14 protein-coding genes are annotated in these 23022 nt (G+C 48.1%); 7 read left to right on the top strand and 7 right to left on the bottom strand.

Features of this window, described 5'->3' with window-relative positions; all coding sequences use genetic code 11:
* Nucleotides 1-728: 728 nt before the first annotated feature.
* From pyrH to pelA, 7 genes are all read left to right on the top strand, one after another.
* On the top strand, nucleotides 729-1439 hold the full coding sequence (gene pyrH / locus QZ327_RS09005; protein WP_294618739.1) for a UMP kinase: 711 nt from the start codon (nucleotides 729-731) through the stop codon (nucleotides 1437-1439).
* 167 nt (nucleotides 1440-1606) lie between these two features.
* Nucleotides 1607-2167 (top strand): ribosome recycling factor, encoded by a 561-nt coding sequence (gene frr / locus QZ327_RS09000; RefSeq protein WP_294618738.1) that lies wholly within the window; start codon nucleotides 1607-1609, stop codon nucleotides 2165-2167.
* Between the two features lie 145 nt (nucleotides 2168-2312).
* Complete coding sequence (gene rsgA, locus QZ327_RS08995; protein ID WP_294618737.1) at nucleotides 2313-3245, top strand: ribosome small subunit-dependent GTPase A; 933 nt, start codon at nucleotides 2313-2315, stop codon at nucleotides 3243-3245.
* 371 nt (nucleotides 3246-3616) lie between these two features.
* Nucleotides 3617-4702 carry an efflux RND transporter periplasmic adaptor subunit gene (locus QZ327_RS08990; RefSeq protein ID WP_294618736.1) on the top strand — a complete coding sequence of 362 codons (1086 nt, stop codon included), beginning with the start codon at nucleotides 3617-3619 and terminating at the stop codon, nucleotides 4700-4702.
* Between the two features lie 46 nt (nucleotides 4703-4748).
* Nucleotides 4749-7781 carry an efflux RND transporter permease subunit gene (locus tag QZ327_RS08985; RefSeq protein WP_294618735.1) on the top strand — a complete coding sequence of 1011 codons (3033 nt, stop codon included), beginning with the start codon at nucleotides 4749-4751 and terminating at the stop codon, nucleotides 7779-7781.
* The gene (locus tag QZ327_RS08980) at nucleotides 7778-9103 is read left to right on the top strand and encodes a TolC family protein (RefSeq protein WP_294618734.1); all 1326 of its coding nucleotides are present in this window, start codon (nucleotides 7778-7780) and stop codon (nucleotides 9101-9103) included. The genes QZ327_RS08985 and QZ327_RS08980 overlap by 4 nt, the downstream gene beginning before the upstream one ends.
* A gap of 111 nt (nucleotides 9104-9214) precedes the next feature.
* Complete coding sequence (gene pelA / locus QZ327_RS08975) at nucleotides 9215-10330, top strand: pectate lyase (RefSeq protein ID WP_294618733.1); 1116 nt, start codon at nucleotides 9215-9217, stop codon at nucleotides 10328-10330.
* A gap of 100 nt (nucleotides 10331-10430) precedes the next feature.
* On the opposite strand, the gene QZ327_RS08970 is transcribed toward pelA, so the two are convergent.
* The 7 genes from QZ327_RS08970 to QZ327_RS08940 form a co-directional block, all read right to left on the bottom strand.
* The gene (locus QZ327_RS08970; protein ID WP_294618732.1) at nucleotides 10431-12071 is read right to left on the bottom strand and encodes a fumarate hydratase; all 1641 of its coding nucleotides are present in this window, start codon (nucleotides 12069-12071) and stop codon (nucleotides 10431-10433) included.
* Nucleotides 12072-12207: 136 nt separating this feature from the next.
* Nucleotides 12208-14211 carry a DUF4954 family protein gene (locus tag QZ327_RS08965; protein WP_294618731.1) on the bottom strand — a complete coding sequence of 668 codons (2004 nt, stop codon included), beginning with the start codon at nucleotides 14209-14211 and terminating at the stop codon, nucleotides 12208-12210.
* A gap of 60 nt (nucleotides 14212-14271) precedes the next feature.
* The gene (hflX, locus tag QZ327_RS08960; RefSeq protein WP_294618759.1) at nucleotides 14272-15528 is read right to left on the bottom strand and encodes a GTPase HflX; all 1257 of its coding nucleotides are present in this window, start codon (nucleotides 15526-15528) and stop codon (nucleotides 14272-14274) included.
* A gap of 233 nt (nucleotides 15529-15761) precedes the next feature.
* Complete coding sequence (locus QZ327_RS08955; protein WP_294618730.1) at nucleotides 15762-17039, bottom strand: DUF4302 domain-containing protein; 1278 nt, start codon at nucleotides 17037-17039, stop codon at nucleotides 15762-15764.
* 11 nt (nucleotides 17040-17050) lie between these two features.
* Nucleotides 17051-17959 (bottom strand): putative zinc-binding metallopeptidase, encoded by a 909-nt coding sequence (locus QZ327_RS08950; RefSeq protein WP_294618729.1) that lies wholly within the window; start codon nucleotides 17957-17959, stop codon nucleotides 17051-17053.
* A 20-nt stretch (nucleotides 17960-17979) separates the two neighbouring features.
* Nucleotides 17980-19581: a RagB/SusD family nutrient uptake outer membrane protein gene (locus QZ327_RS08945; RefSeq protein ID WP_366143353.1), complete on the bottom strand. Its 1602-nt coding sequence runs from the start codon at nucleotides 19579-19581 to the stop codon at nucleotides 17980-17982.
* 13 nt (nucleotides 19582-19594) lie between these two features.
* Entirely contained in the window at nucleotides 19595-22735 is a 3141-nt protein-coding gene (locus tag QZ327_RS08940) for a SusC/RagA family TonB-linked outer membrane protein (protein ID WP_294618757.1), read from the bottom strand.
* Nucleotides 22736-23022 lie beyond the last annotated feature (287 nt).

Below are 23022 nucleotides of genomic sequence, written 5' to 3'. Positions count from 1 at the left end.
TCAAAATGACAATTTGCATTTTCCAACTCCGTAGAATCGCCTGTTTCCGCCCCGATGTGCTGCCGATCGGAAAAAACGGAACAGAAAACGCTTATCTTATACATTCTCAACGCGATAGCGAAATACTTACAAACCAACCGAAAGAGAAAAGCACCTGAAATGCCGCGTACGGGCATCCCGTTTCACGGATATCGGCGTCTTTTGCAAGCGACATTAACATCGCTCGTGATAGACATTAATGTCTGTCGCGAGCGGCATTAATGTCTATCGCGAGCCGTGTTAATGTCCCTCGGCAGAAACACCAGTGTCTGACATCTGAAACACCTGCATCCAACAACGGAAAAACCTGAATTCTGCATAAACAGCGCATATCTATCGGGAAAAGCGGTATATCTATCCGCACTTTATACAAGCCGCCGCTATTCCGGCAGAAATACGGAGGAAGGGGAGTAAGCGAAAAGGCGTTTGCGCCGTCTTTTTGCCATAAAAAGCGGCAAAGACGTAACAGGAAAGGTACGGCAGAACGAATGCCCTGCAAATGAAAGAGCCGTGGCCGTCCAAACAGAATAACCGGAAATTGTTTATGACGATTGGTATTATTTTCCTACACAACTGACTTAACAACCCGCTCTTTCCTCTAAAGAAAAAACATTTTCTTTATCCTGTCGGTGTGAAATTCCCGCGATTTTCATTTATCTTTGCCGCTAAGCGAAATAAATTAATAAACTATGGCAACATACAAAAGAATCTTATTGAAACTCAGCGGCGAGAGCCTGATGGGAGAAAAGCAATACGGCATTGACGAGAAACGCCTTGCCGAATATGCGGCACAGATTAAGGAAATTCATGGATTGGGCATACAAATCGGCATCGTTATAGGCGGCGGAAACATCTTTCGCGGGCTAAGCGGCGCCAACAAAGGTTTCGACCGCGTGAAAGGCGACCAGATGGGCATGCTTGCCACCGTCATCAACAGCCTTGCGCTGAGCTCGGCACTGGTAGCGGCAGGCGTAAAGGCACGCGTGCTGACAGCCGTCCGCATGGAGCCTATCGGCGAGTTCTACAATAAATGGAAGGCAATCGAGTGCATGGAAGCGGGCGAAGTGGTCATCATGTCTGCCGGGACAGGCAATCCGTTCTTCACCACCGACACCGGCTCCAGCCTTCGCGGCATCGAAATTGAAGCGGACGTCATGCTGAAAGGAACACGCGTAGACGGCATCTATACCGCCGACCCGGAGAAAGACCCTACGGCAACGAAGTTCCACGACATCACCTACGACGAGGTGCTGAAGCGCGGACTGAAGGTGATGGACCTTACAGCCACCTGCATGTGCAAGGAAAACAACCTGCCCATCATCGTCTTCGACATGGACACCGTAGGAAACCTGAAGAAAGTGATGCAAGGCGAAGAGATAGGAACGCTGGTGCACAATTGAGAATTGGGAATTAGGAATTGAGAATTAAGAGTTGGGGGTAGGGAATTAAGAAACAGGTGCCAAACACCGACGTCACGGCTTTTTCTCAATCCCCGGTTCTTAATTATCAATTTAATAACTATCTTTGCAAAGTTTCAAAACCAAACGCTACTTCAAACAATAGAAATATGAAAGACGTAAAAGACATCTTAGACGAAGCACAAGAGAAAATGGACATGGCGGTAATGTATCTGGAAGAGTCACTGGCACATATCCGTGCCGGAAAAGCCGACGTCCGTTTGCTGGACGGAATCCGTGTAGATTCTTACGGAAGCATGGTGCCCATCAACAACGTGGCAGCCGTAACCACCCCGGATGCCCGCAGCATCGCCATCAAGCCGTGGGACAAGAGCATGTTCCGTGTGATTGAAAAGGCAATCATCGACTCCGACCTCGGCATCATGCCCGAAAACAACGGCGAGATTATCCGCATCGGCATTCCGCCGTTGACGGAAGAGCGCCGCAAGCAACTTGCCAAACAGTGTAAGAATGAAAGCGAAACCGCCAAAGTGAGTGTACGCAACGCACGCCGCGACGCCATCGACTCCTTTAAGAAATCCGTTAAGGAAGGCCTGGCGGAAGACGCACAAAAAGGCGGTGAAGAAAAGCTGCAGAAGATTCACGACAAGTATATCAAGCAGATTGACGATATGCTGGCAGCAAAGGAGAAAGAAATCATGACCGTTTAATCCACTACAGGCTTTAATAGTTGATAGTTGATAGATGATTGAATTGGCAGATGCCATGCGGAACGACGTGGCAACAGGCTATCAGAAATCGATTATCAATTATCAGCTATTAAAGGCTATCATCCATTAAAGACTATCAACTATTTTGAGGGGACTGGTAATTAAAAACACAGGAAGCTGGTATCTGGTAAAAACCGACGAAGGGACATACGTTGAATGCAAAATCAAAGGTAACTTCCGCCTGAAAGGCATCCGCAGCACCAATCCGGTGGCTGTGGGAGACTATGTGCACATCATCCTGAACCAGGAGGGCACAGCGTTCATCAACGAAATTGAAGACCGGAAGAATTACATCGTCCGGCGTTCGTCCAACCTCTCCAAACAGTCTCATATCCTTGCCGCCAACCTCGACCAATGTATGTTGGTGGTAACGGTGAACTATCCGGAAACGTCCACCACATTCATCGACCGTTTTCTGGCATCGGCAGAAGCCTACCGCGTACCCGTCAACATCATTTTCAACAAGACAGACGCTTACCACGAAGACGAGCTCCGCTATCTGGACGGTCTTGTCAATCTTTATACCACCATCGGTTATCCCTGCTTCAAGGTATCCGCCAAAACAGGCACAGGCATCGATACCGTAAAAGAGGAACTTAAAGGGAAGATAACGCTCTTCTCCGGTCACTCCGGAGTAGGCAAATCTACCCTTATCAACGCCATTCTGCCGGAACTGGACATCAAAACCGGCGCTATCTCCTCCTATCACAACAAAGGCATGCACACCACCACGTTCTCCGAAATGTTTCCCGTGGCGGGCAACGGCTATATCATAGACACACCGGGCATCAAAGGCTTCGGGACATTCGATATGGAAGAAGAAGAGATAGGACATTACTTTCCCGAAATATTCAAGGTTTCGGCAGACTGCCGCTATAATAACTGTACCCACCGCCACGAACCGGGATGTGCCGTACGCGAAGCGGTAGAGCAACATTACATCAGCGAATCGCGCTACGCTTCTTATCTGAACATGCTGGAGGATAAGGAAGAAGGGAAATACAGGTCTGCCTATTGACAAAACATCCCCGGCATCCACGCTTCTTTCCCATAAGCCATCCGCCTTGTGGAATATACAGATGCAACGTAAGGGATATACAGAGCCGGCAGGAGCGCGCTTATCACTTTTATTAACTTTTCTTGCTTTAAACTTTTCCGTATCTTGTCTGTCTAATTAACTTTAATATTAATGATTAATTAGCTTATACCATTGCTATCGGTCATCCGGAACGCAGCGAAGGCTATACCTTAATGAGGCAACCCCAAAAAAGGATTAACCTCACCCAAGACCGTTTGCGTTTTTTAAAGAGAAGCGCCGTTTCAGCACGCTCCGGATGGCAGAATAGTATATGATACAGGCTGATTTCAAATACTTACTAATACTACAGCATGAATAAAAAAGTGAAATGGGGCATCATCCTGCTTATTGGTGCCGGACTGATAGGCGGAGGTATTTATTCCCAACTCCCTAAGACAAACGAAGAATTGGCGGCTGCCGACAAAGTGATGACAGGCAAACGGGGCGGCGGAAAAAAGATTCTGAACGTAAACGCCCGAATAGTAAAACCGCAACTGCTGAAAGACGAAATACAAATCAGCGGCAGCCTGCTGCCCGATGAAGAAGTAGACCTTTCGTTCGAGACATCCGGCAAGATTATAGAGATAAATTTCGAAGAAGGAAGCTTTGTGAAGAAAGGGCAATTGCTCGCCAAGGTAAACGACCGCCCTCTCCAGGCACAATTGCAAAGGCTGGTATCGCAACTGAAGCTGGCGGAAGACCGGGTGTTCCGCCAAAACGCGTTGCTGGAAAGGGATGCCGTCAGCAAGGAAGCCTACGAACAGGTAAAAACCGAACTGGCAACCTTGAATGCCGACATCGACCTGATAAAATCGAACATTGCACAGACCGAGCTTCGCGCTCCCTTCGACGGGGTTATCGGCTTGCGGCAAGTCAGCGTAGGAACATACGCCTCTCCCGCTACCATTGTAGCCAAACTCACCAAACTGTCGCCTTTGAAAGTGGAGTTTGCCGTGCCCGAACGATACGCCAACGATGTAAAAATCGGTGCAGGGCTGGAGTTCACACTCGAAGGGAAGCTGAATGCCTTCCATGCCACCGTCTATGCACGCGAGTCGAAAATAGACCCCACCACCCATACGCTGACCATACGCGCGCTCTATCCCAACGCCCACAGTGCCGTGTTGCCGGGACGTTATGCCAGCATCAAACTGAATAAGGACGAAATAGAAGATGCGCTTGCCGTACCTTCCGAAGCCATCGTACCGGAAATGGGCAAGGACAAGATTTTCCTCTATAAGTCGGGAAAGGCACACCCCATAGAGATTACCACCGGCATCCGTACGGAAGCCGAAGTGCAAGTGCTGCAAGGCTTGAGCGTAGGCGATACAGTGATTACATCGGGAACCTTGCAGCTTCGCACAGGGTTGCCGGTGACATTGGATTCCGTCGAGTAAGAGCCAGTTCCCAATCATTATTCCTCCATTATCAATATAGCAAACAATGAATATATCCGAATTAAGCATACGGCGACCGGTGCTCTCCACCGTATTGACACTGATTATCCTGCTTTTCGGTTTCATCGGGTACAATTACCTCGGTGTCCGCGAGTATCCATCGGTAGACAATCCCATCATTTCCGTGTCTTGCTCCTATCCGGGAGCAAACGCCGACGTTATTGAAAACCAGATTACAGAACCGCTGGAACAGAACATCAACGGTATTCCGGGCATCCGCTCCCTCTCCAGTGTCAGCCAACAGGGCTCGGCACGCATCACGGTGGAATTCGAACTTTCCGTCGATCTGGAGACTGCCGCCAATGACGTGCGCGACAAGGTTTCGCGCGCCCAGCGCTACCTGCCCCGCGACTGCGACCCGCCAACCGTATCCAAGGCAGATGCGGACGCCATGCCTATCCTCATGGTTGCCTTGCAAAGCGACAAGCGCTCCCTGCTGGAACTGAGCGAAATAGCCGACCTCACCGTCAAGGAGCAGCTCCAGACAATCTCCGATGTAAGCAGCGTGACCATTTGGGGAGAGAAGCGTTATTCCATGCGCCTGTGGCTCGACCCCGTCAAAATGTCCGGCTACGGCATAACCCCTGTCGATGTGAAGAACGCGGTAGACAAGGAAAACGTGGAACTTCCTTCGGGCAGCATCGAAGGAAACACGATTGAGCTCACCATCCGTACACTCGGACTGATGCATACGGCTGAAGAGTTCAACAACCTGATTCTGAAAGAAGACGGAAACCGCATCGTCCGGTTCAGCGACATAGGCCGTGCCGAATTAGGTCCGGCGGATATCAAAAGCTACATGAAGATGAACGGCGTGCCGATGGTAGGTATCGTGGTAATCCCCCAACCGGGCGCCAACCATATCCAGATTGCCGATGCCGTGTACGACCGCATGGAGAAGATGAAGAAAGACCTGCCGGAAGACGTGCAATACTCGTATGGTTTCGATAACACCAAATTCATCCGCTCCTCTATCAATGAAGTGAAGCAAACGGTGTATGAGGCGTTCATCCTCGTTATCATCATCATCTTCCTCTTTCTCCGCGACTGGCGTGTGACGTTAGTGCCCTGCATCGTAATTCCCGTCTCGCTCATCGGAGCGTTCTTCGTCATGTATCTGGCGGGGTTCTCCATCAATGTGCTCTCCATGCTTGCCATCGTGCTTGCCGTAGGACTGGTGGTGGATGACGCCATCGTAATGACGGAAAACATCTACGTCCGCATCGAAAGGGGAATGCCTCCCAAAGAGGCGGGCATCGAGGGAGCCAAAGAAATCTTCTTTGCCGTTATCTCCACCACCATTACACTGGTGGCGGTGTTCTTCCCTATCGTATTTATGGACGGCATGACGGGACGTTTGTTCCGCGAGTTCAGCATCGTGGTGTCCGGTTCGGTTATCATTTCCTCATTTGCCGCACTGACCTTTACGCCCATGCTGGCAACCAAACTATTGATAAAAAGAGAACAGCAAAGTTGGCTGTACCGTAAGACCGAACCTTTCTTTGAAGGGCTGAACCGCCTTTACAGCCGTTCGTTGGCAGCTTTCCTGCGCAAACGCTGGATTGCATTGCCCTTCACGGCGGCAACCATTCTTATTATCGGTTTCCTCTGGAGCCATATCCCGGCGGAAATGTCACCTTTGGAAGACCGCTCGCAAATCAGCATCAATACGCGAGGTGCCGAGGGTGTCACCTACGAATATATCCGCGACTATACGGAAGACGTCAACCAACTTGTCGACTCCATCGTGCCCGATGCCCAAGCCGTAACCGCCCGCGTATCCAGCGGTAGCGGCAATGTGCGCATCACCCTGAGAAACATGCAGGAACGTGACTACACGCAAATGGAAGTAGCGGAAAAGCTGTCGAAAGCCGTGCAGAAAAAGACCAAGGCACGCTCCTTCGTGCAGCAGTCCTCATCGTTCGGCGGACGGCGCGGCGGCATGCCCGTGCAATACGTGCTGCAAGCCACCAACATCGAGAAGCTGCAAGAAGTACTGCCCAAATTCATGGCAAAGGTCTACGAGAACCCGGTATTCCAAATGGCGGACGTGGACTTGAAGTTCAGCAAACCGGAAGCGCGCATCAACATCAACCGCGACAAGGCAAGCATCATGGGAGTCAGCACGCGCAACATCGCACAGACACTGCAATACGGGCTGAGCGGACAACGCATGGGTTACTTCTACATGAACGGAAAGCAATACGAGATATTGGGCGAAATCAACCGCCAGCAACGCAACAAGCCTGCCGACCTGAAAGGCATCTACATCCGTAGCGACAAAGGAGACATGGTGCAACTCGACAACCTGATAGAGCTGACCAACGGCATCGCTCCGCCCAAGCTGTATCGCTACAACCGTTTCGTATCCGCTACCGTATCTGCCGGACTTGCCGACGGCAAGACCATCGGACAGGGTTTGGACGAAATGGACAAGATAGCCAAAGAGACGCTGGACGACACCTTCCGCACCGCCCTCACCGGCGATTCGAAAGAGTATCGTGAAAGCTCTTCCAGCCTGATGTTCGCCTTCATCCTGGCAATCCTGCTCATCTACCTGATTCTCGCCGCGCAGTTCGAGAGTTTCAAAGACCCGCTGATTATCATGCTGACAGTGCCGCTTGCCATTGCCGGCGCGCTGGTGTTCATGTATTTCGGCGGCATCACGATGAATATATTCAGCCAAATTGGCATTATCATGCTGATTGGACTGGTGGCAAAGAACGGTATCCTGATTGTAGAGTTTGCCAACCAGAAACAGGACATCGGCGAAGACAAGATGCAAGCCATCAAGGATTCCGCCCTGCAACGCCTGCGCCCCATCCTGATGACAAGCGCCTCTACCGTATTGGGACTGATACCGCTGGCATTCGCCACAGGCGAAGGTTGCAACCAGCGTATCGCCATGGGCACTGCCGTAGTAGGCGGCATGCTCGTATCGACATTGCTCACGATGTATATCGTTCCTGCTATTTATAGTTATGTATCTACCAACCGAAGTAAACTGAAGAACGAATGAGACGTACGATTCTATCTTTCTTAACCATCTTGTGCGCCGCGCTTGCCGTTCAGGCGCAACCCGTACCCGTATATACCCTGAAATCCTGCCTGGAACAGGGGCTGCTGAACAACTATTCCCTGCGTATCACCCGCAACGAGCAGCAAGTAAGCCGGAACAACGCCACCCTTGCCAATGCCGGATACCTGCCTAAGCTGGACCTGTCCGCCGGCTATAGAGGCACTCTGGACAACACCGAAACCAAGCTCCGCGCCACCGGCGAAACCACCAAAGAGAACGGCGTGTTCGACCAGACCGTCGATGCCGGCGTCAACCTGAACTGGACCATCTTCGACGGTTTCAACATCACCGCCAACTACCGGAAACTGAAAGAACTGGAACGGCAAGGCGAAACCAACACCCGCATCGCCATCGAAGACCTGATAGCCAACATCGCCGCCGAATACTACAACTACGTGCAACACACCATCCGCCTGAAGAATTTCCGTTATGCCGTATCGCTCTCCAAAGAGCGCCTGCGCATCGTAGAGGAGCGCTATCACATCGGAAACTTCTCCCGGCTGGATTACCAGCAGGCGAAAGTGGACTTCAATGCCGACAGCGCGCAATACATGAAGCAGCAGGAGTTGCTGCATACCTCGCGCATCCAGTTGAACGAGCTTATGGCAAACGAAGATGTGGACCGTCCTTTCGTCATTCAAGACAGCCTCATCAACGTCAGTGCCAAGCTGAACTTCGAAGAACTCTGGAATGCCACCCTGCATGCCAACGCTTCGTTACTGAAAGCGGAACAGAACAACACGCTGGCGCGCCTGGACTATAAAAAAGCCGCTTCGCGCGACTATCCGTACGTAAAGATGAACGGCGGCTACGGCTATACCCTCAACAAATATGATATCTCGGCAAACAGCCGCCGCAGCAACCTGGGACTGAACTTCGGCGTCACCGTAGGCATCAACCTTTTCGACGGCAACCGCCGCCGCGAACTCCGCAACGCCCGCATCGCCGTGCAGAACGCCCGCCTGGAGCGCGAGCAACTGGAACAAGCCTTGCGTGCCGACTTGAGCAACCTGTGGCAAGCCTACCAGAACAACCTCCAAATGCTGAACCTCGAACGCCAGAATCTCGTTGCCGCCAAAGAGAACCATGAGATTGCAATGGAACGCTACATGCTCGGCAACCTTTCGGGCATCGAAATGCGCGAAGCGCAAAAAAGCCTGCTGGATGCCGAAGAACGTATTCTATCGGCAGAATACAACACCAAACTGTGCGAGATATCCTTGCTGCAAATCAGCGGAAAGACAGAACAGTATTTAGAGTAGGGAAACAGGCGTAAATAACAATATTTACGCCCTTAAAAACAAATATTACTATTCCTGCTTCAGGGTTTTTCCTACTTTTGTCCGCAAAGAAAAACCAAAAGCAACAATAGTATGAAAAGAACCATCATCTGCTGTGCATTGCTCGCCCTGCTTACGGGCGTCAACGCACAGAAAACAACCGACTACAGAGAGAAACAACCTTATAAGGAGTGGGTAAAACTGGCTCCCAAGCTGGACGACACTTTCTTCACCACTCCCGAAGCCGTCCGCATTGCCGACAATGTGCTGCTCTACCAACAAACCACCGGCGGCTGGCCCAAGAATATCTACATGCCCGCCGAACTGACCGCCGTCGAATACAAGAAAGCCCTTGCCGCCAAAAAGGATGTGAACGAAAGTACCATCGACAATGATGCCACAAGCACGGAAATACGCTATCTTTCCCGCATCTACCTCGCCACCGGCATAGAAAAATACAAGGATGCCGCTTTGGAAGGCATACGCTACCTGCTGAAAGCACAATATCCCAACGGCGGCTGGCCTCAGTTCTGGCCGCGCCCCAAGGGGTATTACACCCACATCACTTACAATGATAATGCCATGGTGAACGTCATGAATCTGTTGCGTGATGTCTACAACAAGAAAGCCCCGTACACTTACGTGCCCGACACGCTTTGCCAACGCGCCCGCGCCGCATTCGACAAAGGCGTGGAGTGTATCCTCAATACCCAGGTGAAACAGAACGGCAAGCCGACCGTGTGGTGCGCCCAACACGATGAACACACCCTTGCCCCCGCCAAGGCACGTGCCTACGAACTGCCCTCGCTCAGTGGCGGCGAATCGGATAACATCGTCCTGCTACTGATGTCCATCCCCCATCCTTCACCCCGGATAATCGCTTCCGTAGAGGCAGCCGTCGCTTGGTTCAAGGAGAACAAAATCATAGGTATCATGCGCCAGGAATTCATCAACAACGAAGGCAAGAAAGACTACCGGATGATTTCCTGCCCGCAGGACGACTATCCCTGCCCTGTGCTTTGGGCACGCTTCTATACCCTCGAAGACAACCGCCCCTTTTTCTGCGACCGCGACGGGGTGAAGAAGTACGATATCTCCGAGATAGGTTACGAACGCCGCAACGGCTACAGTTGGTACAACAGCGCCGGACTGAAAGTGCTGGAGAAGTACGAACAGTGGAAGAAGAAACTAAGAAGGGATATTCAGTAAATGTCCCTGAGAAACTAACAAAGAGCTAACAAAGAAAGCCGCTTGCGGAAATTCATCCACAAGCGGCTTCTTCTTTATCGCGATACGGTGATATACGCTGTTACTTACTACAGTTCCACGGCTTCAACTGCTTGAAGAAGTCATTGCCCTTGTCATCCACCAGGATAAATGCGGGGAAATCTTCCACTTCAATCTTCCAGATAGCCTCCATGCCGAGCTCGGGATATTCCACACACTCGATGCTCTTGATGTTGTTCTGCGCCAGAATAGCGGCAGGACCACCGATAGAGCCGAGGTAGAAGCCGCCATACTTCTTGCAGGCATCCGTAACCTGCTGGCTGCGGTTACCTTTGGCAAGCATAATCATACTGCCGCCGTGGCTTTGGAAAAGGTCTACGTAGGGGTCCATACGTCCGGCAGTGGTCGGTCCCATCGAACCGCAAGCCATACCTTGCGGGGTTTTGGCAGGACCGGCGTAGTAAATGGGATGGTCTTTGATATACTGCGGCAGCTCTTCGCCACGGTCCAAACGCTCCTTCAGCTTGGCATGAGCAATGTCACGACCCACGATGATGGTACCGTTCAGCGACAAGCGGGTGGAAACCGGATACTTGGTCAGCTCTTTCAGGATATTCTCCATCGGCTGGTTCAGATCAATCTTCACTACATCACCCTCGCCTGCCTTACGGAGTTCGGCGGGAATGAGTTCGCCCGGATTACTGTCGAGCTTTTCAATCCAGATACCCTCCTTGTTGATTTTACACTTGATGTTGCGGTCGGCAGAACAGGAAACGCCCAAACCCACGGGACAGGAAGCACCGTGACGCGGCAAACGGATGATACGTATATCATGAGCCAGATACTTGCCGCCAAACTGTGCGCCAAGACCAATCTTATGAGCTTCCGCCAATACCTGTTTTTCCAATTCCACATCGCGGAAAGCACGACCGAACTCATTGCCGGTAGTAGGCAGGTTGTCGTAGAAGTGGGTGGAAGCCAACTTCACCGTCAGCAGGTTCTTCTCGGTAGAAGTGCCGCCGATAACGAATGCAATGTGGTAGGGAGGACAGGCTGCCGTACCCAGCGTCTTTATCTTTTCAATGAGGAATGGAACCAGTGTTTGGGGGTTCAGGATAGCTTTTGTCTCCTGATAGAGGTATGTCTTGTTGGCAGAACCACCGCCCTTGGTAACACAAAGGAATTCATACTCCATGCCTTCGGTAGCCTCGATGTCAATCTGTGCCGGAAGGTTGCATTTCGTATTCACCTCATCGTACATGGTAAGAGGCGCATTCTGAGAATAACGTAGATTCTCCTCCGTATATGTCTTGTAAACACCGAGCGAGAGAGCTTCTTCATCGCAGTAGCCCGTCCATACCTGTTGACCCTTTTCACCGTGGATGATAGCCGTACCCGTATCTTGGCAGAAAGGAAGTACACCCTTGGAGGCAACTTCGGCATTGCGCAGGAAAGTCAGAGCCACATACTTGTCGTTATCGCTTGCTTCGGGGTCGTTCAATATCTTAGCAACTTGTTCGTTGTGCGAACGGCGCAACATAAACGAAACATCACGGAAAGCCGCATTAGCCATCGCGGTAAGACCTTCTTTCTCAATCTTCAAGATAGGTTTTCCTTCAAACTCGCTTACAGACACGTAATCTTTTGTAAGCAGATAATACTCGGTTGTATCCTTACCCTTCTCGAACATGGGCTGATACTTGAACGGAGGTGTTGTTGCCATAATTATTTGTTCATTTAATGTTTAAAAGTGATTCGAGGGCAAAGGCAGCCCAAAACCGCCTTTACCGAGCAAAGGTAAAAACTATTATTGAAATAATTCTTTAATCAGAGGAAAAACGCAACAAATCATACTTAATTTATTGCTTCGTATGAGACAAGGACACCCGCTGCATCCGTCCTATCAATTCATCACCGAGTGCCGTTTTCACCTCTATGTGTTTCAACACAGCCGTCACAAAAGGATTGCTCTCAAAGTCGCCACGCACCTGCTCGAAATCAAGTTCTTTCTCAAGGCGTGAGCCGTCGGCACCGAATCCGGTCATGGAAGCCAATGAAAATTCTTTCTTGGCATCCTCGTATACCATGCGGTCAAGACCTACTACAGCTTCTTTCCATTTCTCGACAATGTGTATAACGTCTTCCGACGTTATATTTTCCGGCTTGATGCCATAGAACTCCTCCAACTTCTCATAAGCCCATGTCCATTCGTACGTGTAGTAATTGTCATGCATCTTCTCGAACTCGGCATTGATATGCTTCAGACGATTCACCCTACCGGACTCAATTCCCTCTATCAGTGCATCTATCTCACTCTTCGGAGCAATCAGCCCGGAAATATCCACCCACTCGCCACTGCCAATGGCAGTATCGGGCTTCAGACAGGCACGTATCTCTTCATTACTGCGGAAGTCGGTATTTTCCAGACGCTTGATGACAGAGTTACCGAGAAACTTATGGATGGCAACCTCATAGAAACGGATACCTTTCACCAAAGCCGAGTTGCGTATCTTGGCACTGTGGAAAGAGTATATATCGGAAAGTTCGCCACTAGCATAACGCAAATTCTTCAGCGTTTCCCGCCCCTTGAACATCTTCTGTACGGTATAGGGACTCAGAAGGTTGTAATTGATGAAATCCAGTTTATTGGTGTCGGTACGCCGGTCGCGCTTAGGCCATTTCTGCGCATCGCGGATGGTACCTACGCTTCGAAGATTGACACCCGGCACAAGATAAGTCGTGTTGTTCTGCTCTATCAGATAGGAGAACGGCAGGTTGGAAGTGTCGGAATGATTGACGTGGCGTCCCATAACGAGGGAGAACGCCCCTACCCTGGCAGGCCAAAGGATATAAGAATCGGAAGTGGTCTTGGCACCACGCTCCAACGTGCCCTGATGGATAGGACCGAGCTTGTACATGTGATTGCTTTGGTTGGAACCGGAACCGGCATTCATGAATGAAAACATACCGGCTATGAGCAAAGTGGATTTATGGTGTGTCACCGTATAAGGTCCGGCAAAGATGGCACACGCCTCACCATTCTCTCCCTGGCAATTGCTGAAAAACAGAGAGTCCGAAGCAGAATAATTGTGTCCCAGCTTGCACGCCTGCCCTACGAAACAACGGGTAAGCATGGCGCCATCATCCACGTGCGAACCGGACGAGATGATAAAATGGTCGCAAATGACACCGTGACCGATATGCACAGGCGCTACCTCATTGCTGTTGATACTTCCGTCATACAACCGGCACGTACCGCAAATGTGGCAATAATCGCCGATACGCACATTCTTGATGGAACCGGTATTGAGTATCATGACATGACTGCCGATAAATCCGGTGGCAGAAGCATGCTTGTTGGAATAGAAATCGGTAATCTCCTTCATCCGCGCAATCAAATCCGGACGATGGCGGTAGAGCGCCATGATATAAGCCTGATGAGCGGAGAGTTTGTCGCTGATAAGCACCTCACGACCACCGGTCTCGTTCAGGACAGACACCTCCACTCCGTTACCGAACTTGGAAAGCCCGTCTACGAGAATGATATCTACATTCTCAATGAAAGTATCATGTCCTATCTCATAGTTGGCAATGTAGTTCTGGATATTCTCAATGCAACAGTTGTCTCCCACCGTTACATTGTGAAGCGTCACATGCCGCAAACCGGAATGTTTCTTTATTCCGCCGGGCAAGGTAAACTCCGAATGGAACACTCCCAGACGCACCTCGCCCGAAAAGCGGGTGTGATGCACAAACTCCGTTGAAAACCCTTCTGCAACGGTCACCTTTCCCCAATCATCCGCCAAACACGATTGGCTCTGCAACCGGGACACTTCGTCTCCGGTCAAGTTTCTGTAAATCATACTTTAATGAATTGTAAGACAGGGCATCACCTATAATGAGTATGACCAACCCGCCTTAAATTAAACTTCTTCATCGTAAGTCTGATAAAGAAAATCGTTATAGGGATACTTTTGCACGTGCAGTTCTTTCACACGCTGGTAAACCACACTCTTCAGTTCCTCCATATTGATTTTTTCACGGGCGGAGACGAACAGGCAGTTGTCTTCCATCTTTGCCATCCATGTCTTCATCAGTTCTTCGAGTGTCAAGTTCTCTTTCGTTCGGGGGGTAAGGTCGTCTTCTGCTTTCGCCACGTAGGTATAAGCATCTATTTTATTGAATACAAGCATCATGGGCTTGCCGGCGGCACCGATATCCGCCAATGTCTTGTTTACTACTTCTATCTGCTCCTCAAAATCGGGATGAGAGATATCTACGATGTGCAGCAACAGGTCGGCTTCGCGCACTTCGTCCAACGTAGATTTAAAGGAGTCTACCAAATCGGTAGGCAATTTACGGATAAACCCGACCGTATCGGACAACAGGAATGGCAGGTTCTCAATAATAACCTTGCGTACAGTAGTATCCAATGTTGCAAACAGCTTATTCTCTGCAAACACTTCACTTTTGGAAAGCATCGTCATCAAAGTAGACTTTCCGACATTGGTGTATCCTACCAGCGCCACACGAATAAGGCGTCCTCGATTTTTACGCTGGGTTGCTTTCTGTTTGTCGATTTCTGCCAGGCGTTCTTTCAGCAACGACATACGGTTCAGGATGATACGGCGGTCCATTTCCAACTGGGTTTCACCCGGTCCGCGCAAACCTACAGAACCCTTGCCGCCACCGGCACCCGAGCCACCGCCCTGACGCTCCAAGTGCGTCCACAGACGTTGCAGGCGGGGAAGCATGTATTTATATTGCGCCAATTCCACTTGCGTTTTGGCATTTGCCGTCTGCGCACGCATGGCAAAAATATCAAGAATAAGCGAGGTACGGTCCAGTATCTTTATCTTCAGTTCGGCCTCAATGTTACGTATCTGTTTTGCCGATAGTTCATCATCAAAAATCACCATGCCAATCTCGCGCTCGGCTTCCTCTTCGTTGCGGATATACTCTTTTATCTCTTCCAACTTGCCCTTACCCACATATGTCACCGAGTGCGCCTGGTCAAGTTTTTGCGTAAATCTTTTCACTACTTCCGCCCCGGCTGTCTCAGCCAAGAATGCCAGTTCGTCGAGATATTCGTTTGTCTTACGCTCATCCTGAGTCTTCGTGATCAGACCTACCAATACTGCGGTTTCAACCTGTGCCTCGGAAATTACAAATTCTTTCATTGCCATATTCTGTCCTTATACCTTATTATATATACACTCCGGCTACGACCGAAGTTATTGACATACAAATAACAGTTTAACCAAACTATTTATCAGTTATATGGCGACAAATATAGCAAAAAAAGAAAGCATAAATAAAAAGTTCCTACTAAAAATCCCCCTGCCGCAGTTGAAGTTCATTCATTGTGCAACAGGGGGAAGCCTATTCAATCGGCTCTCAGCCAATCGTTATCTTAATTCTCGAACGGTAACGATATTTGCGCGGCAGACAGGGTCATGACATTTAAAGGATTAGCATCCTCTGTCAAAGTAATGTAACTCGGATTCTTCGCGTCATCCGTAGTAAGCGTAAACAAACGTTCCGCACTGTAACCAAACGGCATCAAAGCATAGGCCATTCCGCCGCTATTATGATACCATATTCCGTTGTTATCACCGTCCATAGCAAATTGTAATGCTATCTGACTGTCACCAACCAGCCGGTAATTAAAATACAATATGCCACGGTAGCCACTGCTGATAAAATTAAAACCGAACTGACCTGTTTCGGAAAACATTGTACCCATAAAAGCATACTGCAGTACCTCACCCAGTTCATCTTCCTTTTCTTTTACCTTATCAAAATAAGATTTGGCAAATACACCCAACTTACTGTAAGCAATAAACCAGTCACCTTCTACAAACACTTCATTTATCGCAGGCGGAATTTTCGCCATGGTAACTCCCGTGGTGGAAGAGGTGAAAGTATCAGTCGAAGCATCATAAATCAAATCAGCAAACTCAATACCATTCACATTGACAGGAGCATAGAACTTCATGCCGGCAGGAGTCACGATATAAGCTATCGTCTGCGACATTTCCTCGCCATTCACCTCATAACTCAAAGAGAACGTACGTTGTGATTTACGTACCAATATCTCCAAATCGCCCACCGTCATTGTGTACTTATTGCTGGACATGGCTTCCTCTTTCGCCTGGATTTCTGTAATGTAATCTTCCCAGCTACCGCTAACCGGAGTCATCACCGCCACATTGCCGCTCTTCTTACCTTTCACCACTACCTTTTCCGGTGTAGCCTCCAGTATCAGGAAGTCATAATCGCCTTCCATGCCATATCCGGCTCCTCCCAATCCCGAAGGATCGGACGGATCGGAATAGAAATGGAAAATCTCATTGTAAGTGTCGAAAGAGAGCATCACGCCTGCACTCTGTTTCACCGAATAAAGGCTGGTAACTGCATCGGTCGCCTCATAGACATCACTCGATACTGTAACTTTTCCTTCATTGTCAAACTTGACCAGCGTATTGTATCCGCCATATTTTTGCTGCATTTCGGGGTAATACTCCATCAGCCATCCGTTTTCGGCTCCCGTCAAGATATCCGTATAAGCTTTGATTGTCGCATCGGCACGGTCGGCAGAAGAAGAATCGAACAAATCTTCCTCCTCGTGGGTACACGCAGATGCCATCATGGCCGCAACCAAACAAAATAGACAGTATATTTTCTTCATAATCGTATCCATTAATTAAGTGTTGATAAATCCATGTCCAAGACTTCCTGTGAACGGCGTTGCACTACGGCACGGAGTTCATCCAAATCAATCTCCCATGTTGTTTTCATATAATCCTTCACAATAGCCAACTTCTGTTCTATGACATCGCGTCCATAGTCGTTTGCCAGGCCGACCAACGCATCCCAATATTCGGCAGTGTGGGTCACATAAATAGAAATAAACTCTACAAAATCTTCCTGAGGCTCGGAACTGCCGTAAGAGGAGACAAATCCCATATCAAGGGCGTCGGTAGAAATCTTTCCCAACTGAGGGTGCATCACTTCTTCTACATTCACCCAACTGCTCGACTGGTAGTTGCTGGCAGATATAATACCGAAATCGGTGGAATATTCCTTGGTCTGATGCAGAATGTGTGCAAACTCATGGTGCATGGTCTTGAAGTACCAGTAATTCAGCTCGTCAATGTCGATATTGTCCAAATCGATGGAATTGACATTGTAAAGCGTAATCTTAAGACCGCCTTCTGCCGTACCCAATACGATTTTCCCTTGGCTGTCATAGGCAGGCGAGCCCACTAATTGAATGATTTTAGGGCAATAAGTACGGATAAAGTGGGGACCCGCCAACTCTTCGTAAGCATCAAGCCACAGGAACTTCACCATTTTAGCCAATGCCACCGACCTGTCATAATCGGCAGGCGCCAGGTTGTAATTCATGTTCGTTTCCTTATCATCCAAATGGTACTTGAAATTGATATTGAAAGGTCCGGCATAGTTAGTGAGCAACCATGAATCAAACTCATTCTGAACTCCGGTATCTTCCGCATCGAAGATGCTGTTCGGGTTCAAGTCATCCTCGCCACATGCTCCCAGCACAAGAGCCGTGAGCAACATACATATCCATTTTATCTTTTTCATATTCATTTCGTTTATAAGAGTCATTTATTACGTGGATTTGCCTCAAGCCCTGCACTTATCACATCGGCGGGCAACTGGAAAGCACGGCGCGGGTCATCGGCTGTCAGCACATCGTTTGTCTGACCTTCGCGGTTGTGCGAGATTTCTATGCGATAGCGCTTGATGTCCTGCCAGCGCAAACCTTCATGGATGGTTTCGATGCGGCGCAAGTGCAAGATACATTGTATCACTTCCTTCTGGTCGCCTTCGGCAAGCGTAAAGCCGATGGGGTTGATTTCCTTTTTAATGGTGCGTGTACTGTTGTCGAGCGGCATGCATGGAATGGCAGCATAGAAATCCACAATGTCTTGGGTAGTCACTTGCAGCGGAGCATCGCCGGGAACCGGTTTGTTAGGATCGGCAAACATGCGGGTATGCGTGGCGAGCCATGAATTGATGTCCGCAGTGGCTTCATTGAGCATTCCCTTCAACGCATACGCCTCGGCACGGCAAAGCAATGTCTCGTCTGCGCTAAATGCCAAAATCACATTCTTGCGATAACCGATGCCGTTAACCTTGTCTGTATAGAAGAAATAACCGCCCACTTTACCTACAGCGAGCTTCTGATCCATCCCCCACATATTCTTAAAGGGCAACAACCGGGAGTAGCTTCCCCACATGCCGTTGGCACGTCCGGTCTCCATTTTACAGATGTCCTGTGCATGACCGTAGCGCTGACCTAAGCCATAAGGACCTCCCCAATATCCCCAGGAAGAGCTTACCGGAAGAAGCAGTAGATTGGCAGGATCACTGGCATTGATATAAGCATCCACACGATTGTCCCAGTTGGGCGTACCGCTTTCTATCACGATGCCATACCAGTTTTTCAACATCTTTTGCGGAACTGTACCCAACACCACATCGGCATACTCTATCACCTTGTCCAAATTCTTGTAGTACAAGTTAAAGCGTGCGGCAAATGCATAAGCCGCCTTTTTGTTGAAGTGATATTTGGGCACCTTATAAATCGCATCGTTCACCAACGGGAGCGCCTCTTCTATATCTTCATTGATTTTGGCATAAAGGTCTTTCATATTGCCCCGTTCATAAGCAGGAGCCACTTCCGTTTCGGGTTTGTCGGAATAGGGTATTCCCAAATCCTGTTCGGCAGTTTCAGGATTATAAGGCAAACAGAAAAGATTGGCCAGCGCGAAGTGTCCGTATGCGCGGCACATCAATGCCTCGCCACGTTGTGGCTGTAAACTTGCCGGATTGCCCATCTCATCTATTGCGGCCAAAGCCTGATTGGCAGAAGCGATGGCATTGTAGCATGCATCCCAATAACGCTTGGGGGAGTCATTTCCGGCACTTGTTATATCTTGCCACAAATAAGCCTCTTCCTGCGCCTTATCTTCTATAGAGTATCTGGAGCCGTTATCCAAGGCATTGTCCGATGCCATTTCCGACAGAACCACATCCGTATTACCGGGATAGGCAGATACCAACAGATTGGTAATTTTACTTTCAGTATTCACTTCGGCACGGTTATCAGGCATCGTATCCAAAAAATCGGCACACGAAGCCAATGTCATAGCTGAGCCGGCCAATATATATAGTAAACTGTTCTTTTTCATATTCTTCATATATTATTATATTTTAAATACCTAATCTTACAGTAAGCGTAAATTGTCTGGGAACAGGAGCAGCCACACCACCTGTATTATAGAACTCCGGATCCTGACCGTTCAGTTTGTCGTCAGCATAAATCAGGAAAAGATTGGTAGCCTGCAATTTCAGTGACAGGTCACTTATCTTCAGCGGTTTCAGCCAGTTCTTCGGAAAATCATACGACAACGAAATTTCTTTCATACGTATAAAGTCTCCTTTGGCTACACGAGCCGTAGAATAATTATAAGCATTGTAGGCATAACGCAGATAGTTATCATTGTTATTCATACGTTTGTCGGCAATAACTGGAATATTCGTAGTTCTTTCGTCACCGGCAACGGTCCAACGATTTTTAAACTCCTTAGGCATTGCATCAAGATCGGAATAGCGGTTACTGAATACAGGATCCAAACGAATAACATTGCCAAACGAATAGGTCATAAACACATTCAGTTTAAAATTCTTATAGCTAAAGATGTTACCGAAACTACCGGTAATTGTCGGGTCTGTCGGTCCTTCATAAACCAGATGCTCTTTATTGTCACGCTCCTGAAAGTCAATATCACTGACAGTCAGTTCACCTTTTTCGTTAATGAAAGTAGGCAATCCTTCTTCATTCAATCCCTGAAAATCCATAGAGAAGAGCGAACGTACAGGATAACCCGCCATAGTAAAACCGGTTCCGGTAATCATGTCTATCACATGAGCGGTAGATTCAAGATCCGTCACTTCATTCTTGGTCTTGGAGAAGATGAAGTCCGTATTCCACTTAAAGTCTTTCGTTACGATATTACGGGTAGAGAGAGTCAACTCTATACCGTGCGACTTCATACTCGCCACGTTGGCATATTTCATAATCTGTCCGCCTACTCCCATCGTATTGATAACGCCTATCAAATCGTAATTATTACGCTTGTACCAGTCAGCAGAAAGATTGATGCGATTATTCAAAAATCCTATTTCGGCACCAATATTCAATTCGTGTTTCTTTTCGTAAGTCAGTTCACTGTTTTCAAGGTCATATATTTGTAACCCCGACTCATTGACACTGGTAAAAGGACGCCACGGATTATAGCTTTCAATAACGACTCTCGAGTTAGTTACACTGGCCGGTCCCCGGTCGGCAGTCAACGAATAAGAAGCTTTCAATGTCAAATTAGAAAGTGCCGGATTAAGGCTTTCAAAGAATTTTTCTTCGTGCATGTTCCAGGCAGCAGACACGTTCCATGTAGGAAGCCAACGTGCAGAACGGCTTTTTCCTAATTTATTAGTACCTTCATATCTTACAGTTCCATTGACCGTATACTTGCCCTGATAAGAGTAGGTTGCCGTACCAAAGAATGATGCCGAACGAGTACGTGTTTCATCTACCGTATAATATTGTGAATTTTCCTCGTTACCTTGCTTGAAATACAGGTAATCGTAAGCAGGCAGCATACCCATTTCATACTGCATACCTACACCGTTGAACCAGGTTTTCTTACGGTCTACCGCATTGATTTCCATACCACCGAAGAAATTGAAGATATGATCGTCGTTGAACACATCATTATAGCTGGCTGTTGCGCGGAAATCATAACTGTTCATTGCATACTTCGTCTCACGATAGAATCCACCTACCGGCAACACACTTACAGGAAGAGAATTCACATTATCCGGATCCGTATATAACCACGGATTGGCATCTCTCATAGTCGCATCATCCATAGCACGGAATGCCCAAGCCTGATTAGAGTAATCTCTGATTTCATGGCTCTGTGTAGTAGTTGAATATTTATAAGCGCCCAACGCCGCAAATTCCAACTTACTGAGAGGTTTCCACTTTAATTCACCTTGAAACTTCAAGTCCACCACATCCAGACTCATATTGTTGTTCTCCAACTCATTCAAAATATTGAACGGAGCATAATTACGGACATAATACTCATTGGCATCCAAGGCACGCGATGTATTCAAAGCATAAGAATACGGGTTGATATCAAAATCACGTCTAACCTCACCGGACACCACATCCAGACTTTGACTCAACGTCCCCGGAGCTTTTTGTTTACGATATGATCCATTACCTATCAAGTTCAATGACAAATGCTTGGAGATATTATACAAAGCATTGATATTCGCTGTATAACGGCTCACTTCACTTTGCTTATACCATCCTGGATCGTTCATTACGCTTAATGAAGTATAATAAGAGGCTTTGTCTGTACCCGATGACATACTGACAGCATGGTTTTGGGAAACAGAGTTGTTAAACAACACATCAAACCAGTCTGTGTTTCTATATTCGGCATCCTGCAGATAGGCATTACGCGCAGCAGTCGTATTCGCTAAAGCATATTTCCCGGTTATAGGATCGTATGTGTTGAGCAAATGGTACATCTTGCCATACACACCGCTATCCGATGCACGGTAAGTCTCAGCCAAATTCAAATAGCCGCCTCTTTCCATTTCACGATAAACGCTCATCTGTTCTTGCGAGCTCATTATATTATAGTTACGATAGTTAGGCTTCATACGGAGAGAGAATTCGCCCGTATAACTAATCTTATTACTACCGGCTTTACCTTTCTTAGTAGTAACTACAATCACACCCGCCATAGCACGGGCACCATATATAGAAGTAGCAGAACCGTCCTTCAGAATTTGGAAATTTTCGATATCATCCGCATTCAATCCGGCAATGGCAGAAGAAATCAACGTCTCAGCATCACCGGAAGACAACGCATCGGCATCTACTTCTGTAACATCCTCCATGATAACTCCATCTACAACCCATAACGGTTTAGAGCTACCATATATAGAAGTGGCACCACGTACGCGGATTTTAGGTGCTGTACCAAAAGTACCTGATACATTCTGTACAGACACACCTGCCGCACGTCCTTCCAATGCACGGCTAATTTCAGCAATACCGTCCAGTTTCACATTATCAGCAGTCAACTTGGTGGCAGCACCGGTGAACAATCTCTTGTCCATCTTTTGCATACCGGTAACAACGACTTCGTCAAGTACCTCACTGTCAGCTTTCAATGTGACTTTTACATGAGACTTGATTGCCACCTCCAATGTCTGCATACCCACAAATGAAACCCGCAAAGTTTTCGCGGAACTGTACAATGTGTAATCAATTAATTACAAACGACTTACTTCACACGTGAAATATCTGAAGAATCACCATAATCCTTTCCAAAAGCCTTAAAAGATATACCTACAACTCTATTGTACTACTAACATGCTACTACAATTTGAGTTATAATACTAAATATCAATATACTATATAAAAACATACGGTCTATTGCCCTATTGAAAAAAGACTTTCCTCTGCCCTATGCTTCTTTTTGTTTATATTATTTGTAGACACATAATTCTCTTCGTAGTAAAAAGAATTGATTTTCCTATTCGAATGAAATGCGTAT

This window comes from uncultured Bacteroides sp. (assembly GCF_910578895.1).
Taxonomy (GTDB): Bacteria; Bacteroidota; Bacteroidia; order Bacteroidales; family Bacteroidaceae; genus Bacteroides.
Note: the sequence above shows the minus strand (reverse complement) of the source record. Positions and strands in the feature narration are given on the sequence as shown.

Bases quoted from the DNA above. Each gene is read 5' to 3' on its own strand.
- pyrH (WP_294618739.1), top strand. From the start codon at position 729: ATGGCAACATACAAAAGAATCTTATTGAAACTCAGCGGCGAGAGCCTG.
- frr (WP_294618738.1), top strand. From the start codon at position 1,607: ATGAAAGACGTAAAAGACATCTTAGACGAAGCACAAGAGAAAATGGAC.
- QZ327_RS08990 (WP_294618736.1), top strand. From the start codon at position 3,617: ATGAATAAAAAAGTGAAATGGGGCATCATCCTGCTTATTGGTGCCGGA.
- QZ327_RS08985 (WP_294618735.1), top strand. From the start codon at position 4,749: ATGAATATATCCGAATTAAGCATACGGCGACCGGTGCTCTCCACCGTA.
- QZ327_RS08980 (WP_294618734.1), top strand. From the start codon at position 7,778: ATGAGACGTACGATTCTATCTTTCTTAACCATCTTGTGCGCCGCGCTT.
- pelA (WP_294618733.1), top strand. From the start codon at position 9,215: ATGAAAAGAACCATCATCTGCTGTGCATTGCTCGCCCTGCTTACGGGC.
- QZ327_RS08970 (WP_294618732.1), bottom strand. From the start codon at position 12,071: ATGGCAACAACACCTCCGTTCAAGTATCAGCCCATGTTCGAGAAGGGT.
- QZ327_RS08965 (WP_294618731.1), bottom strand. From the start codon at position 14,211: ATGATTTACAGAAACTTGACCGGAGACGAAGTGTCCCGGTTGCAGAGC.
- hflX (WP_294618759.1), bottom strand. From the start codon at position 15,528: ATGAAAGAATTTGTAATTTCCGAGGCACAGGTTGAAACCGCAGTATTG.
- QZ327_RS08955 (WP_294618730.1), bottom strand. From the start codon at position 17,039: ATGAAGAAAATATACTGTCTATTTTGTTTGGTTGCGGCCATGATGGCA.
- QZ327_RS08950 (WP_294618729.1), bottom strand. From the start codon at position 17,959: ATGAAAAAGATAAAATGGATATGTATGTTGCTCACGGCTCTTGTGCTG.
- QZ327_RS08945 (WP_366143353.1), bottom strand. From the start codon at position 19,581: ATGAAGAATATGAAAAAGAACAGTTTACTATATATATTGGCCGGCTCA.